The following is a 16017-nucleotide window of genomic DNA, read 5'->3' on the forward strand; positions in this document are numbered from 1 at the left end:
GGCGGTCGGGGGCTTGCGCGCGGAGCGGTCCCGGCGCCCGCGGTCAGGCGGCCGCCGTCGCGGCCAGCGCCTTGGTCAGCAGCGGGGCCACCAGCTCGATCTGCCACTGGCGCGCGCCGTACGACGCCAGCGAAGCCGCCACCGCGTCCTGCGTCGCGTCCTTCGGCGGCTCCCAGCAGACCCGGCGCACCGTGTCCGGGGTGATCACGTTCTCCTGAGGCATCTTCAGCTCCTCGGCGAGCGCCGAGACCGCCGCCCGCGCGGCCGACAGCCGGGCCGCCGCCGTGGGGTCCTTGTCCGCCCAGGAGCGCGGCGGGGGCGGGCCCGTCACCGAGGCTCCCGGCTGCGGAAGCTCCGAGTCGGGCAGCGCCTTGGCGCGGTCGACGATCCCCTGCCACTGCTCCAGCTGCCGGCGCCCCATGCGGTGGCCGAAACCGGGCAGCGCGGACAGGGCCTGTACGGTCGCCGGCGCGGCCAGCGCCGCCTCGACGATCGCGGTGTCGCCGAGCACCTTGCCGGGCGAGACGTCACGCCGCTGGGCGATCCGGTCCCGGGCGTTCCACAGCTCCCGCACGATCGCCATCTGCCGCCGGCGGCGCACCTTGTGCATCCCCGACGTACGGCGCCACGGGTCCTGGCGGGGCGGTGCGGGCGGGGCCGACGCGATGGCGTCGAACTCCTGGCGGGCCCACTCCAGCTTCCCCTGCCGGTCGAGCTCCTTCTCCAGCGCGTCCCGCAGGTCGACGAGCAGCTCCACGTCGAGCGCGGCGTAGCGCAGCCAGGGCTCGGGGAGCGGGCGGGTGGACCAGTCGACCGCGGAGTGGCCCTTCTCCAGGGCGTACCCGAGGACCGACTCGACCATCGCGCCCAGACCCACGCGCGGGAACCCCGCGAGCCGGCCCGCCAGCTCCGTGTCGAAGAGCCGAGTGGGAACCATGCCTATTTCGCGCAGGCACGGAAGGTCCTGCGTGGCGGCGTGGAGGATCCACTCGCTGCCGGCGAGGGCTTCCCCCAGGGCGGAGAGGTCGGGACAGCCGACCGGGTCGACGAGCGCGCTGCCCGCGCCTTCGCGGCGCAGCTGTACGAGGTAGGCCCGCTGCCCGTACCGGTATCCGGACGCCCGCTCGGCGTCGACGGCCACGGGGCCGGTGCCGCGGGCGAAAGCCGCGACGACTTCGTCGAGCGCCTCCTGGGTGGCAACCACCGGCGGAATGCCTTCGCGAGGCTCCAACAGGGGAATCGGCGCCGTCTCGACGTCGTCCGGGGGGGCGCCCCCGGGGTTTCGCAGGTCTGGCTCTGCTGCGGTCTCTTGGGCGTCGGTCACGTGTAAAGGGTATCTGCACGAGCGAACGGCTGACCTGCACTCGTCCATGAAAGTGCGGGTGACCTGCGAGAACCATTCCCGGTGCGATGTCCCCCGAAAGTGCCCTCCCCGGGCGCCGCGATGAGGGGCGCCCACCGGCGGAACGTTCCGCCGGTGGGCGCGTGGGGGATGTGACGGGGGAGGCGGATCGATCAGTGGATGATGCCGGTGCGCAGTGCCACCGCGACCATCCCGGCACGGTCGCCCGTGCCGAGCTTGCGCGCGATACGGGCGAGGTGGCTCTTGACCGTCAGGGCGGAGAGCCCCATCGAGACGCCGATCGCCTTGTTCGACTGGCCTTCCGCGACCAGTCTGAGCACCTCGACCTCGCGGCCGGAGAGCTCGCGGTAGCCGCCCGGGTGGCTCGGGGCACCCGGGGGGCGGCGCTGCATGCGTGCGGCCACGGCGCCGATGGGGGCGGCGCCGGGGCGGTTGGGGTGCCCGATGTTGTTGCGCGTACCGGTGACGACGTAGCCCTTGACGCCGCCCGCGAGGGCGTTGCGTACGGCGCCGATGTCGTCGGCGGCGGAGAGGGCGAGCCCGTTGGGCCAGCCCGCGGCGCGGGTTTCGGACAGCAGGGTCAGCCCGGAACCGTCGGGCAGGTGGACGTCGGCAACGCAGATGTCGCGCGGGCTGCCGACGCGGGGACGTGCCTCCGCGATGGACGACGCCTCGATGACGTCACGTACTCCAAGGGCCCACAGATGGCGGGTGACGGTGGAGCGGACGCGCGGGTCGGCCACGACGACCATGGCCGTCGGCTTGTTAGGGCGGTAGGCGACCAGGCTTGCGGGCTGCTCGAGGAGAACGGACACCAGGCCTCCTGGGGGAGTGGCGGAACTCGCCGGCTCGGGGAAGTAGCCGGGGAACCGTGCTGAAGGGTCATTGACCTCTTCGGCAGCAGTGCCGCTCTCCTTTAGGGAAAGATCACGATTTGGTGAGTAACAATTCGGGCAATTCGGATGCGTGATCGGTCGGGTGGAGAATCGCTCGTACGGCGCACGCAAAAGGGGCGCGCCCTGTCGGCGCGCCCCCACGTCGCCTGCTAAGGCACCTGCGGGCCCCGCCGCTGCGGCAGCGACACCACACCGGCGTCCACGGAACCCGGCCCCTGGGCGGCCGCCGGGGGCAGCCCCGCGATCTGCGCCAGCAGGTCGCACCAGGCCGCCAGGTGCGCCGCCGTGTCGGGCACCCCGCCGCGCCCCTCGCGTGGCGACCACGACGCCCTGATCTCGATCTGCGTCGCGGGCCTGCGCTCGGCCAGACCGCCGAAGTAGTACGAGCCGGCCCGCGTCACGGTGCCGCTCGCCTCCGCGTACGACAGCCCGCGTGCCTCCAGGGCGCCCGTCAGCCAGGACCAGCTCACCTCGGGAAGCAGCGGATCGGACGCCATCTCCGGCTCCAGTTCCGCCCGTACGAGCGTCACCAGCCGGAAGGTTCCGTGCCAGGCGTCGTGGCCCGCCGGGTCGTGCAGGAGCACGAGCCGGCCGTCCGCCAGATCCTCGTCGCCGTGGACGACCGCCGCCTCCAGCGCGTACGCGTACGGCGCGAGCCGCTGGGGCGGGCGGGTCGGTTCCACCTCCAGCTCGGGACGCAGGCGCGCCGAGCGCAGGGCGTCGACCGCCTGACGGAACGCGAGCGGAACGGAGTCGCCCCCCGCACCGCCCCTGCCGTCAGCTTCATCCTCATCCGAAAGTCGTCCCTGAGCCGGAGCCATGCGGGGAAGAGTAGGCGGAACGCGCGCCTCACGCAGGGAAGGACACCCGCCCCGCGACAACCGCTTCGGCCCGCGTGCGAAGATTTGGAGGTGAGCGCCAACGACCGCCGCCCCACGGGTGGCCCGCAGAGCCAGACGTACGACTCGACCTTCCTGAAGGCGTGCAGGCGCGAGCCGGTGCCGCACACGCCGGTCTGGTTCATGCGGCAGGCGGGACGCTCGCTGCCGGAGTACCTGAAGGTGCGCGAGGGCATCCCGATGCTGGAGTCGTGCATGCGGCCCGAGCTGGTCACCGAGATCACGCTGCAGCCCGTACGCCGCCACGGCGTCGACGCGGCCATCTTCTTCAGCGACATCGTGGTGCCGCTCAAGGCCATCGGCATCGACCTCGACATCAAGCCCGGCGTCGGTCCGGTGATCGCCGAGCCGATCCGTACGCGGGCCGATCTCGCGCGGCTGCGCGACCTCACGCCCGAGGACGTCACGTACGTCACCGAGGCGATCGGGATGCTCACGCGTGAGCTCGGGTCCACTCCGCTCATCGGATTCGCGGGCGCGCCTTTCACCCTCGCGAGTTACCTCGTGGAGGGCGGCCCCTCGCGCAACCACGAGCACACCAAGGCCCTGATGTACGGCGACCCGCAGCTGTGGGCGGACCTCCTCGACCGGCTCGCGGAGATCACCGGGGCCTTCCTGAAGGTGCAGATCGAGGCGGGCGCGTCCGCCGTCCAGCTCTTCGACTCCTGGGTCGGGGCGCTCGCCCCCGCCGACTACACGCGTTCCGTGAGGCCCGCGTCCGCGAAGGTCTTCGACGCGGTGGCGTCGTACGGCGTACCGCGCATCCACTTCGGTGTGGGCACGGGCGAGCTGCTCGGGCTGATGGGCGAGGCCGGCGCGGATGTCGTCGGCGTCGACTGGCGGGTCCCGATGGACGAGGCCGCGCGCCGCGTCGGCCCCGGCAAGGCGCTCCAGGGGAACCTCGACCCCGCGGTCCTCTTCTCGACGCCGGACGCGGTCATGGCGAAGACGGACGAGGTGCTGGATGCGGCGGCGGGGCTGGAGGGCCACATCTTCAACCTGGGCCACGGCGTCCTCCCGGCGACGGACCCCGACGCGCTGACCCGCCTGACGGAGTACGTCCACACCCGCACGGCGCGCTAGCCCCTGGCGCCCGCGGCGGGCTCTTTCCCACCCCACCCCGCCCCTTCCCGAACCGGGGCGCGTCCGGGGGCCTGGGGGCTTGCCCCCGGCTCGGGGAAGGGGCGGGCAGGGGAACAGCCAGCCGCGGGCGACCGCGCCCTACGCGCCCGCCGCCCGCACCGCCGCGGCCGCCTTCCGGGCCGCCACCAGCACCGGGTCCCACACCGGGGAGAACGGCGGGGCGTAGCCCAGGTCCAGGGCCGTCATCCGGTCCACCGTCATGCCGGCGGTGAGCGCGACCGCCGCGATGTCGACGCGCTTGCCCGCCCCCTCGCGGCCGACGATCTGGACGCCGAGCAGCCGCCCCGTCCGGCGCTCCGCGGTCATCTTCACCGTCATCGGCGACGCGCCGGGGTAGTACCCGGCGCGGCTCGTGGACTCGATCGTCGCCGTCACGAACTGAAGCCCCTCCGCGCGCGCGTCCTTCTCGCGCAGACCGGTGCGCGCGATCTCCAGGTCGCAGACCTTGCTGACCGCCGTACCGACGACACCGGGGAACGTCGCGTAGCCGCCGCCCACGTTCGAGCCGATCACCTGGCCGTGCTTGTTCGCGTGCGTGCCGAGCGCGATGTGGCGGTGGCGGCCCGAGACGAGGTCGAGCACCTCGACGCAGTCGCCGCCCGCCCAGATGTTGTCGTGGCCCCTCACACGCATCGACAGGTCGGTGACCAGCCCCCCGTACGACCCGACCGGCAGCCCAGCCTCACGCGCCAGGCCGGTCTCCGGTTCGACGCCGAGGCCGAGGACGACGACGTCCGCGGGGTAGGTGTCCTCGTCCGTGGCGACCGCCCTGACGCGGCCGTCGTCGCCGGTGAGGATCTTGGTGACCTCGGCGCCGGAGACGGTCGTGATGCCCATGCCGTTCATCGCCTCGTGGACGAGGCGTCCCATGTCCGGGTCGAGGGTGGACATCGGCTGCTCGCCCCGGTTCAGGACGGTCACCTCGTACCCGCGGCCGACCAGAGCCTCCGCCATCTCGACACCGATGTAGCCCGCCCCGACGACCACCGCGCGCCGCCCCCCGGCCCGGTCCAGGGAGTCCATCAGGGCCTGGCCGTCGTCGAGGGTCTGCACGCCGTGCACGCCCGGGGCGTCGATGCCGGGCAGCGGCGGGCGGACGGGCCGGGCGCCGGTCGCGACGACCAGTTTGTCGAAGCCGGTCCAGGACTCTTCGCCCGATGCGAGGTCGCGCGAGCGGACCCGGCCGCCCGCCATGTCGATCGCGGTGACCTCGGTGCGGATCCGCAGGTCGATGTCGCGCGCGCGGTGCTCCTCGGGCGTACGGGCGATCAGCTCGTCCCGCTCCGTGACGGCTCCGCCGACCCAGTACGGGATGCCGCAGGCCGAGTACGACGTGAAGTGGCCGCGCTCGAAGGCGACGATCTCCAGTTCGTCCGGGCCCCTGAGCCTGCGGGCCTGCGACGCTGCGGACATGCCCGCCGCATCGCCGCCGATGACCACCAGTCGCTCCGCCGCTGCCATGGCGTGTCCTCTCAGTCCGTACGTCCACGTCCGGAAGGACACGCTACGTGCGGGGGCTACTCCTGCGGCTCCTCCCGCTTCTTTTCCCGCGGCTCCCCGGCGGGCGCGGAGGAGGCGGGGGAGGTCCCGGCGGGCGGGAACGGCGTCCCCGCGGCCCCCGTGCCGGTGACGGTCGCGGGCACGGCCGTCCGCCGCCGCGGCAGACGGCCCCGCAGCAACCGCCACACGGCGTACACCAGGGCGAGCGCCGCTGCGAACGGGGCCACCGCGCCGAGCGCCATCGCGACCCACTTCAGGGTGGTGACGAAGGCGTCCCAGCCGCCCCCGAGCGCGTCCATGAAGCCGGGGCCGTCGTTCTCCCCGGTGTTCTGCTCGGCCTCGGTCTCGGAGAGTTCGAGGGTGAGGGTCGCCAGGGTCGTACGATCCTCGAGCGACGCCTGCCGGGCGAGGAGGGCCTCCAACTCGGTCTGGCGGGTGTTCAGCTCCCCTTCGAGCATGACCACGTCGCTGATCCTGTCGGCCCGGTCCATCATGTCCCGTACGCGCGCGACGCTGGTGCGCATCGACTTGATGCGGCTGTCGACGTCCACCACCTGGTCGGTGACGTCCTTGTCCTCGGCCTTGAGGTTCAGCAGCTCGCCGGTGCCGGCGAGCTGCTTCCGCACGGCGCCGTACTCCTCCTGCGGGACCCGCAGGACGATGCGGGAGTGGACGTGGCCGTCGTCGAGCCGCTCGGTGGTCTCGCTGCCGACGACGCCCCCGGCGTTCTCGGCCGCCGTACGGGCCGTGGCGAGTGCCTTCGTCACGTCGGCGACCTCGACCGAGAGCGTCGCGGTACGGATGACGTGGGTCCCGGCGAGCTGCGGCTTCTTCGCCCCGGCCCCCCGGGCGGGCCCCTTCGCTCCCGAGTCGGCCGCGACGCCGTCGCCGGGCGCCCTCTCCGCCTGCCCCCCGGCCGGAGCGTCGGCCGCGCTCTTGCTGCCGTCCGCACCGCTGTCGGAGGCGCCGCATCCGCCGAGCGCCAGCGAAGCGGTGAGCAGAGCGGCCGCGAGGACCTTGGAAGAACGGTGCCCGGACGTACGTGCTGCACGCATGTCGGTTCCCCCCGAACGTCGTGGTGGATGTTGCCGGTTCGACGTACGGGACGGGGGAGGGGGTTGCCGTTTTCCGGTCCCGAAGCGGTCACGGTCGGGACTCGTTCCGGGTTTGAGAGAGTGGACCCCATGAACGCTGAATCCCGCACGGGCCGTGTCGTCGTCATCGGCGGCGGAATCTCCGGGCTCGCCGCCGCCCACCGGCTGGTCGGCGCCGGTGCGCGCGTGACCCTGCTGGAGGCGACGGACCGGCTCGGCGGCAAGCTCCTGGCGGGCGAGATCGCGGGCGTGCCCGTCGACCTGGGCGCCGAGTCGATGCTCGCCCGGCGCCCCGAGGCGGTCGCCCTGGCCCGTGCGGTGGGACTCGGCGACCGGCTCCAGCCGCCCGCCACCGCCACCGCCTCGCTGTGGAACCGCGGCACGCTCACCCCCATGCCCAAGGGGCACGTGATGGGCGTGCCGAGCGACCCGGCGGTGCTCGGCGGCATCCTCTCGGAGGACGCTCTCGCCCGGATGCGCCGCGACCACGAACTGCCGCGCACCGAGGTCGGCGACGACATCGCGATCGGCGCGTACGTCGCGGCCCGCCTCGGCCGGGAGGTCGTCGACCGGCTGGTGGAGCCGCTGCTCGGCGGCGTGTACGCCGGTGATGTGTACCGGACGTCGATGCGCGCCGCCGTACCGCAGCTCTTCGAGGCGGCGCGGACCTGCGACTCGCTCCTCGACGGCGTACGGGAGATCCAGCGGCGGGCGGGCGGGAAGCAGCGGACCGGGCCCGTCTTCACGGGGATCGAGGGAGGCATCGGCACGCTGCCCGGCGCCGTCGCCGACGCCGTGCGCGCCCGGGGCGGCGAGATCCTCCTGCGCACGCCCGTGCTCGGGCTGACGCGTGACGCCGACGGCTGGCAGGTGCGTACCGACGGGCGGGTGATCGCGGCCGGCGCCGTCGTCCTCGCGGCCCCCGCCCGGTCCGCCGCCGCGCTGCTCGCCGCCGAGTCGCCGGCCGCGGCCGCCGAGCTGTCCGCCGTCGAGTACGCGTCGATGGCCCTGGTCACCATGGCGTTCCGGCGCCGGGACGTGGAGGGGATGCCCGAGGGATCCGGGTTCCTGGTGCCGCCCGTGGACGGGCGGACCATCAAGGCGGCCACCTTCTCGACCCGCAAGTGGGGCTGGGTGGACGCCTCGGCCCCCGACCTGTTCGTCCTGCGCACCTCCGTCGGCCGCTACGGCGAGGAGGAGCACCTGCACCGCGAGGACGACGAGCTCGTCGACATGTCCCTGCGGGACCTGGGCGCGGCGACCGGCCTCACCGCCGTCCGCCCGGTGGACACCGGGGTGACCCGGTGGACCGGCGGACTGCCGCAGTACCCCGTCGGCCACCCCGTCCGGGTCGCGCGGGTGCGCGCCGAGGTCGCGAAGCTGCCGGGACTGCGGGTCTGCGGGGCGGCGTACGACGGTGTGGGCATCCCCGCGTGCGTCGCGAGCGGCACCCGCGCGGCCGACGAGATCATGCTCACCCCGGACCCGGCGCGGGGCACGGATCACGGCACGGGAGAATAGGGACATGACTGATGCTCCGGAGACTGTGACATCCCCCCGAGGCCCGAACGCCGGCAAGAAGGCCAAGGACCTCAACGACGTCGTCCGCTACACCCTGTGGTCCGTCTTCAAGCTGCGCGACGTGCTCCCCGAGGACCGGGCCGGCTTCGCCGACGAGGTCCAGGAGCTGTTCGACCAGCTCGCCGCCAAGGACGTCACCGTGCGCGGCACGTACGACGTGTCGGGGCTGCGCGCCGACGCGGACGTCATGATCTGGTGGCACGCGGAGACCGCGGACCAGCTCCAGGAGGCGTACAACCTCTTCCGCCGCACGAAGCTGGGCCGCGCGCTGGAGCCGGTCTGGTCGAACATGGCGCTGCACCGCCCCGCCGAGTTCAACAAGTCGCACATCCCGGCGTTCCTCGCCGACGAGAAGCCGCGCGACTACGTCTCGGTCTACCCGTTCGTGCGCTCGTACGACTGGTACCTGCTGCCCGACGAGGACCGTCGCCGCATGCTCGCCGACCACGGCAAGATGGCGCGCGGCTACCCGGACGTGCGCGCCAACACGGTCGCGTCGTTCTCGCTCGGCGACTACGAGTGGCTGCTGGCCTTCGAGGCCGACGAGCTCTACCGCATCGTCGACCTGATGCGTCACCTGCGCGCCTCCGAGGCCCGCATGCACGTGCGCGAAGAGGTGCCTTTCTACACCGGCCGGCGCAAGTCGGTCGCAGACCTGGTGGCGGGCCTCGCCTGAGCGGCGGCCCGCCACCCCTGACCCGGAAGATCAGACAGCGGGCACCGGCTCCTTCGCCACCGCCCGCTCGTCCAGCGACACCGGGTTCGGCTCCCGGTGCGGCGCGCACTGTGCGCGCCGCACCGGCGTCCGGCCGGTCAGGAGATACGTCTCCAGGTGACCGTTGACGCACGCGTTCTCGCCGCCGCCGATGCCGTGCGTGCCGGAGTCCCGCTCCGTGACCAGCACCGAGCCGGCCAGCCGCCGCTGAAGCTCCAGCGCGCCCGGGTACGGCGTCGCCGCGTCCCGCTCGGCGGCCAGGATCAGCGTCGGGGGCAGCTCACCCGGCCCCGTACCGACGTCCAGGGGCTGCTGCCGCGGCGCACTCCAGTAGGCGCAGGGCAGGTTCATCCACACGTTGTCCCACGTCTCGAAGGGCGCGCGCAGCGCGAGCCGGCTGTTGTCGCGGTTCCACACCGACCAGTCGGTGGGCCAGGGCGCGTCGTTGCACTCGACGGCGGTGTAGACGGCGTTGCCGTTCTCCTCGTCCCGCATCGACCCGGGCCGGGGCGACGCCTGCTCGATCAGCGGCTTCGGATTGCCCTTCAGGTACTCCGAGAGCGCTGTGGCGCGCATCGCCCAGTAGTCGTCGTAGTAACCGGCGCTCAGCATCGCCGCCTGGAGCTCGCCGGGGCCCACCACGTTGCCCGCCGGCTCGCGCGAGAGCCGGGCGCGGGCCTTCTCGTAGCTGAGCCGCACCTCTTCGGGCGTGGCGCCCAGACGGTACGTCCGGTCGTGCTTGGCGACCCAGGTGCGGAAGTCCTTCCAGCGCCCCTCGAAGGCGAGCGACTGGTCGAGGTTGTTGCGGTACCAGATCTGGTGGGGGTCGGGGTTGACCGGCGAGTCGAAGACCATGCGGCGTACGTGGGAGGGGAAGAGCGTCGCGTAGAGCGCGCCGAAGTAGGTGCCGTACGAGGCACCCATGAAGGTCAGCTTCTTCTCGCCCAGCGCCGCCCGGAGCACGTCCAGGTCGCGGGCGTTGTTGAGCGAGGTGTAGTGGCGCAGCGCGCTGCCCGCCCTGCGGGCGCAGCCGTCGGCGTACGCCGTGGCGCGGGCGATCTGCTGCTGCTTGTACGCCTGTGAGGGGTGTGTCGGGGCCTGGCTGGGCGCCGCGGCGAAGTCCTTGGGGTTCTGGCAGGACAGCGGGGCCGAGCGGCCGACGCCGCGCGGGGCGTAGCCGACGAGGTCGTACGCCGCGCCGGTCCGCTTCCACTCGGGCATCGCGCCCGCCATCGGGAAGGACATGCCGGAGGCGCCGGGGCCGCCGGGGTTGTAGACGAGCGCACCCTGGCGGGCGGCGCGCTCTCCGGTCGCGCGGGCGCGGCTGACGGTCAGTGAGATCTGGCGGCCGCCGGGGTCGGCGTAGTCGAGGGGGACCTTGAAGGTGCCGCACTCGACCGGTGCGGGCAGGCCCTCGGCCCGGGGGCACGCGCCGAAGGCGATGCCGGCGGCGGCCGCGCGCTGGGCGGCGAGCGCGGTACCGCGGACTTCGGCGGGGGCGGGGGGTTCGGCGCTGCCCGCCGGGGCGGCGACGAGCGAGGTCAGGGCCAGGGAGCCGAGGGATGCCAGGGCCCCGTACGTCACCAGTGCTCTCATCGCGTTCCCTTCGTGCAGTTACATGACAAAAGGGATACTTCGCGGGGCCGTTGGCGAAGTAAAGCACCGGTGGGCGGTGTCGGGGCCAATGACCCCGACGCACCGTGGGGACGGCGCACACCCGCCGGCCGGTGGCGGAGAGCGGGGGCGTTCGCCCGTCAGGACCCGCCGCCGCAGCTGGATCCGCCGCCGCTCGATCCGCCGCCGCAGCTGGACCCACCGCTGCTGCCGCAGCTGGAGCCGCCGCCGCAGCTCGAACCGCCGGAGCCTCCCGACCCCGAGTCGTGCCCGGAGCCCGAACCGCCCGGGCTGGAGCCGCAGCTCGAAGCGCCGGAGGCGGAACCGGCGCACCAGATCACGGCCGCCGGCGCGTAGCCGGTGCTGTTGTTGCCGTGGTCCGGCGACGGCCTGCGGGCAGAGGCGCGGGGAATGCCGGGGGTCAGCCGCGCCGCCGTCCGCAACTGCTCCCCCAGCGCGTGGTCGGGCAGCACCCGCAGGCCGTTCAGGGCGACCAGGTGGCCCACGTCGCACCGGTCCGCGTGCGCGGCGCGGTACGCCCTGACCGCCGCGCGGCCCGCCGGGGTGACCCTGGCCCGCGCCCGGGACGCGTTGATCCCGCCGCACACCATCCCCAGGACCAGGGCGGGCAGCACCATGAAGACGAACGGGACGAAGGATCCCTCCACGACCGACACCGTCACCGTCGCCACGAGGGAGACGGGCAGCCCGAGGACGCACACCACCAGCAGGGCGATGCTGCCGGAGCGCCACTTGCGGGCCGCCCTCGGCTCCACCATCAGGCCGCGGAACGCGAGACTGTCGCCGATCTCCTGCACCGCCGCGCTGCGCATCACCGCGTGGCGCAGGGTGTGCAGCGCGCCGTTGGGCGCGGCGGCGAGCTCCGCGAACACGGTCCGCTCCACCGGGTCGCGGGCCAGGGTGTTCCGCGCCGACGCGATGCCGGGCCCGCCGATCGCGAGGCGGCCGTCGGAGTGCAGCGTGGCGAGTGCGGTGTCCACGGTCCTGGAGGGGCCGCCGTTCAGGAACGCGACCTCCATGAGGTCGTGGACGTGGGCGGGGCCGCCGCCGGAGGACCGGCGCAGGGACCGGACGCCGAGGGACAGGGTGAGGGAGGCCGCGACCACGGCGAGCGTGATCAGCAGGGCCGGAACGGCCAGGGTCATGGGCGTGTCACTTCCTGAGGAGTGCGGCACGCGCCGCACGGACGAATCGGGTCGTACGGCGAGGCGGGCGCGGGGCCGCCCGGTCCTGCCACCAGTGGGTCAGGTGCCCGCGGGCGGCGTCGTCCCCGGGCCGGCCGGTGGCCAGCAGGTGCTCGGCGAAGTCCAGCGCGTCGCGCCGGTAACCGGACGCCATGGGGCGGGACGCGGCGTACGCGAGGAACGCGGCACGGTAGCCGGGCCCGAGGATCTCCGGCAGTTCCGGGGCGACCTTGGCCACGACGTCGGCCCGCTTGCCGGCGAGCGCGCGGCTCTGCACCCGCAGGCGCGCGGCGTCGAACCCCGCGGGGGCCGGGGCCCCGGCCACGAGCGCGGAGAGCAGTGAGGCCTGCGCGAGCGCGACGTGCGTACGGGCGCGGGCGGGAGCGGAGGCGGGGGCGGGTACGGGGGTGCACTCCGGGCCGCCGGCACTCGGTCCGTCGCCGTCCGGACCGCCGTCGGTGGCGCGTGCGGGGCGGAGCCGCGCCGGGGCTTCGGCGCGGCCTCCGCCAGGCGGGCCGGGGGCCCGGTGTTCGGGCACGAGGCGGCGCGGGGCCGCCAGGGCCGTGCGGATCCCGGTCAGTTCCCCGGCCAGGTCCTCCAGGGACGGGAAGTTGTCGTCACGTTCCAGGAGGACGCCCGGGGGGTCGGTGCGCGAACGGAGGTCGGACAGGATGTCGAGGACCGGCCGGGGCACCGGATGGGCGTGCGTGTCGTGCCAGACGCCGTCCTTCTCGACGCCGCCCGCCACGTGGACGTACGCGATCGCCTCCACCGGGAGCTCGTCCAGCGCGGCCGACGGGTCCTCGCCCCGGTTCACGTGGTTGGTGTGCAGGTTGGCCACGTCGATCAGGAGGCGGACACCGGTCCGTTCCACCAGCTCCGCCAGGAACTGACCCTCCGTCATGTCCTCGTCCGGCCAGTTGACCAGCGCCGCGATGTTCTCCAGCGCCAGCGGCACCGGCAGGCGGTCCTGCGCGATCCGGACGTTCTCGCACAGCACGTCGAGCGCGTCCCAGGTGCGCGGCACCGGCAGCAGGTGCCCCGCCTCCAGACGCGGGCTCGCCGTGAGGGGCCCGCCCGCCCGTACGAACGCGATGTGCTCGGTGACCAGCGGGGACCCCAGGGCCTCGGCCGTCGCCGCCAGGTCCGCCAGCCGGCCCTCGTCCGGACGGTCGGCGCCGCCCAGACCCAGCGAGACGCCGTGCGGAATGACCCGCGTGCCGCGTGCGCGCAACCGGAGGAGGGAGTCGGGGAGGTGGCCGGGGCAGAGGTTCTCCGCGACCGCCTCGACCCAGTCGACCCCGGGCAGCCGCTCCACCGCGTCAGCTATCTCCGGCCGCCAGCCGATCCCCGTACCGAGACGTTCCATGGTTCCCCCTCCACCGCTTCGTGCAGGGGTGATGGCCCCGGCGGGCGGCGCCGAACCCGCGGGAGGGGACGTTCAGAGGTTGATTTGAGGTTACGGCGACGGGGCGGGGCGGTCCGTGTTGACCGCCGGGCCGCCGAACTCGCCCTCCGGCCGCGCGGAGGGCCGTGAGGTGAAGGTCCGGTCACCGGTCGGCTCCGCCGGCGGGGCCGACGGGACCGTGACCGAGCCGTCCGGCGGCGGGGGACCCGAGGGACTGGCGGTGGCGGTGCCCGCGGCCTCGTTCGCCAGGGCGTCGAAGTCGACCAGGCCGGTGGCCTCCAGCATGGTGATGTGGTCGAGGACGGTCTGGTTGGAGTCGGACGCCAGCTGCCGGATGAGGCTGTTGCGGGTGGTGTGCCGGACCTGGGCTATCAGGGAGAAGACCTTGCCGTGCGCGTTCCGCAGGATGTTGGCGAACTTGCGCTCGTACTCCTGCCCGCTCGCCGCCGACAGCTCCCTGAGCCAGCCCTGCTGCTGCTCGGTGGGCTGGTTGGGCAGCGGTACGCCGAGCTGTGCGGCCACCGTACGGACCCGTCTGTCGAGGTCGGTGTGGCCGACGACCAGGTGGTCGCCGGCCTCCTTCATCGCCTCGCTCGGGGCACGTTCGATCGCCTGCTGTCCGGCGGGCAGCTCCCACAGGCCCGCCAGCCGCACCTTGACCAGCAGATCCCGGTCGGTGGCGGAGAGCGGGCCCCACCGGGTCGCGACCGTGGAGGCGTTCAGGTTGGCCTGACCGGTGCCCGAGCGGTCCGCGTAGGACCAGAGGGGGAAGGCGAGCGCGCCGATGGTGGCGACAAGTGCCGCGATGACGAGCGCTGTTCCGTTGATGCGTCGCAACAAGATGTCTCCCGGGCCGATGCGTGACACCGTCGAACCAACCGTCTGCCGGACGGCCGGACAATCTGCTTGCAGGTATCCGTGGGTACGTGTGACGCATCCGACGCGTTCAGCGGCGACCACCGGCGACCACCGCCGTACGGGAGAAACCCGGTTCAGGGACGCGGCGCCCGGCGCAGCGCCGGATGGTCCGCGACCACCGTGCAGGAGCCGGGCGCGATCTCGGTGAACCCCGCGTCCCGCACGACCGGCAGCCCGCTCGTGGTGAGCTCCCGCCACCGCCCGGCCCCGGACGTGCGTACCGCGAGCGGGAAACCGGCGGCCTGCCACGCCTTCCGCTCCACCTCGGACAGCTCCCACCAGGCGAGCTGGGCCCCGTGGCCGGCCTGCGCCATCGCCTTGCCCGCCGACATGTCCAGATCCGGACTCAGCCACAGCACCGCGCCGTCGGCAGGGGCCGGGGCGGGCGGCTCGGGGTCGTCCAGGTCCGTCCCCGAGACCTGGAGCTTCGCCAGCTCCTTGGGCCAGCCGTCCAGCGGCACGGGAGGGAAGACCCGTACCTCCGCCGCGTTCCCCGCGGCCTCCGCGCTTCCCGTGACCGTGATGCCCGGCAGCGCGGACGCCTTGCGCCACTCCGCGCCGCGCGCCCGCCGCACCACCTTGCGGATCCGGGCGTCCTGCCAGAGCCGCATGACCTCGGCCCATTCGCCCCCGCCCAGCGACCGCTCGTCGGAGAGCATCACCAGTACCGCGCGGGCCGCGGTCTCCAGGGCGTCCGTACGGGCCGGCGGGACGGCCTTCTCGATGTGGACGACGAGGGGCAGCACGAACTGCGGGGCCTCGTCGCGCGCCGTCCGCTCGTGCCGCAGGGGAGTGCAGGGGGTCTCGGGGAGGTCGTTGTCGCTCACCCGGCCCAGTCTGCCAGTCGGGCCGGGGGACATCTCCTCCCCGGGCAGCTTGGCGGAACCAACGGCTCCGGGCGAGGATGCTCGGCATGAAGAGCGATCTTTTTGCCACAGAGAACATGGCGCAGCAGGCCACGGTCCCCGGGATGACCCTCCAGAACGCCAAGTCGGTGAAGTACGCCGTCAACGGCGAGATGCACGCCCGGCAGGGTTCGATGATCGCCTTCCGCGGCAACCTCCAGTTCGAGCGCAAGGGCCAGGGCGTCGGCGGCATGCTCAAGCGCGCGGTGACCGGCGAGGGCCTGGCGCTGATGGCCGTGCGCGGCCAGGGCGAGGCGTGGTTCGCGCACGAGGCGCAGAACTGCTTCGTCGTCGACATCGAGCAGGGCGACGCGCTCACCGTCAACGGCCGCAACGTGCTGTGCTTCGACGCGTCCCTCTCGTACGAGATCAAGACGGTGAAGGGCGCCGGCATGACCGGCGGCGGCCTCTTCAACAGCGTCTTCACCGGATACGGCAAGCTCGCCGTGATCTGCGAGGGCAGCCCCATCGTGATCCCCGTGACCCAGCAGCAGCCGGTGTACGTCGACACCGACGCGGTGGTGGGCTGGAGCGCCCAGCTCAACACGTCGCTGCACCGCTCGCAGTCGGTCGGCTCCATGATCCGGGGCGGCTCGGGCGAGGCGGTCCAGCTGATGCTCCAGGGCGACGGCTTCGTCATCGTCCGGCCGAGCGAGCTCAAGTCCGAGAAGCCGACGTCCGGCTGACGGCTCCGGGACCCGTCGGGAGACCTGTCGGGGCGGCCGCCGGTACGGCACCGGCGGCCCCCGGTTCCCGTGCGGCTGAGTAGGCTCGTA

At 73.6% G+C, this 16017-nt stretch carries 14 protein-coding genes; 4 read left to right on the forward strand and 10 right to left on the reverse strand.

What is annotated here, in order from left to right; all coding sequences use genetic code 11:
- Positions 1–43: 43 nt before the first annotated feature.
- The 3 genes from ABD374_RS28960 to ABD374_RS28970 all read right to left on the reverse strand — a co-directional run bounded on the left by ABD374_RS28960 (position 44) and on the right by ABD374_RS28970 (position 3080).
- Positions 44–1324, reverse strand: coding sequence for an HRDC domain-containing protein (locus ABD374_RS28960; protein ID WP_344499099.1), 1281 nt, complete (start codon positions 1322–1324; stop codon positions 44–46).
- 191 nt (positions 1325–1515) lie between these two features.
- Positions 1516–2178, reverse strand: a complete 663-nt coding sequence (locus ABD374_RS28965; protein ID WP_344499101.1) for a helix-turn-helix transcriptional regulator — start codon at positions 2176–2178, stop codon at positions 1516–1518.
- A 230-nt stretch (positions 2179–2408) separates the two neighbouring features.
- Positions 2409–3080 (reverse strand): DUF3000 domain-containing protein, encoded by a 672-nt coding sequence (locus tag ABD374_RS28970; RefSeq protein ID WP_344499103.1) that lies wholly within the window; start codon positions 3078–3080, stop codon positions 2409–2411.
- 90 nt (positions 3081–3170) lie between these two features.
- Here ABD374_RS28970 and hemE point away from each other — a divergent pair, with 90 nt between their 5' ends.
- Positions 3171–4241 carry a uroporphyrinogen decarboxylase gene (gene hemE / locus ABD374_RS28975; protein ID WP_344499105.1) on the forward strand — a complete coding sequence of 357 codons (1071 nt, stop codon included), beginning with the start codon at positions 3171–3173 and terminating at the stop codon, positions 4239–4241.
- A gap of 138 nt (positions 4242–4379) precedes the next feature.
- On the opposite strand, the gene ABD374_RS28980 is transcribed toward hemE, so the two are convergent.
- Together ABD374_RS28980 and ABD374_RS28985 are read right to left on the reverse strand one after the other, a co-directional pair.
- Complete coding sequence (locus ABD374_RS28980) at positions 4380–5762, reverse strand: FAD-dependent oxidoreductase (protein ID WP_344499107.1); 1383 nt, start codon at positions 5760–5762, stop codon at positions 4380–4382.
- A gap of 56 nt (positions 5763–5818) precedes the next feature.
- Positions 5819–6856, reverse strand: coding sequence for a DUF4349 domain-containing protein (locus ABD374_RS28985; protein WP_344499109.1), 1038 nt, complete (start codon positions 6854–6856; stop codon positions 5819–5821).
- Positions 6857–6985: 129 nt separating this feature from the next.
- On the opposite strand from ABD374_RS28985, the gene hemG reads away from it, so the two are divergent.
- Entirely contained in the window at positions 6986–8416 is a 1431-nt protein-coding gene (hemG, locus tag ABD374_RS28990) for a protoporphyrinogen oxidase (RefSeq protein WP_344499111.1), read from the forward strand.
- A gap of 4 nt (positions 8417–8420) precedes the next feature.
- Positions 8421–9152, forward strand: a complete 732-nt coding sequence (gene hemQ / locus ABD374_RS28995; protein WP_344499114.1) for a hydrogen peroxide-dependent heme synthase — start codon at positions 8421–8423, stop codon at positions 9150–9152.
- A 30-nt stretch (positions 9153–9182) separates the two neighbouring features.
- Here the strand turns inward: hemQ and ABD374_RS29000 are convergent, their stop codons facing one another.
- The 5 genes from ABD374_RS29000 to ABD374_RS29020 form a co-directional block, all read right to left on the reverse strand.
- Entirely contained in the window at positions 9183–10787 is a 1605-nt protein-coding gene (locus ABD374_RS29000; protein ID WP_344499116.1) for an alpha/beta hydrolase, read from the reverse strand.
- Between the two features lie 158 nt (positions 10788–10945).
- Complete coding sequence (locus tag ABD374_RS29005; protein ID WP_344499118.1) at positions 10946–11971, reverse strand: TIGR04222 domain-containing membrane protein; 1026 nt, start codon at positions 11969–11971, stop codon at positions 10946–10948.
- 7 nt (positions 11972–11978) lie between these two features.
- On the reverse strand, positions 11979–13379 hold the full coding sequence (locus ABD374_RS29010) for an MbnB/TglH/ChrH family RiPP precursor modification enzyme (RefSeq protein WP_344499120.1): 1401 nt from the start codon (positions 13377–13379) through the stop codon (positions 11979–11981).
- A gap of 90 nt (positions 13380–13469) precedes the next feature.
- Positions 13470–14255 (reverse strand): DUF4142 domain-containing protein, encoded by a 786-nt coding sequence (locus ABD374_RS29015; RefSeq protein WP_344499306.1) that lies wholly within the window; start codon positions 14253–14255, stop codon positions 13470–13472.
- Between the two features lie 155 nt (positions 14256–14410).
- Entirely contained in the window at positions 14411–15163 is a 753-nt protein-coding gene (locus tag ABD374_RS29020) for a peptidyl-tRNA hydrolase (protein WP_344499122.1), read from the reverse strand.
- Positions 15164–15249: 86 nt separating this feature from the next.
- On the opposite strand from ABD374_RS29020, the gene ABD374_RS29025 reads away from it, so the two are divergent.
- Positions 15250–15927 carry an AIM24 family protein gene (locus ABD374_RS29025; RefSeq protein WP_344499125.1) on the forward strand — a complete coding sequence of 226 codons (678 nt, stop codon included), beginning with the start codon at positions 15250–15252 and terminating at the stop codon, positions 15925–15927.
- The last annotated feature ends 90 nt before the right edge of the window (positions 15928–16017 follow it).

Origin of the sequence: Streptomyces enissocaesilis (assembly GCF_039533765.1) — a bacterium.
GTDB lineage: Bacteria > Actinomycetota > Actinomycetes > Streptomycetales > Streptomycetaceae > Streptomyces > Streptomyces enissocaesilis.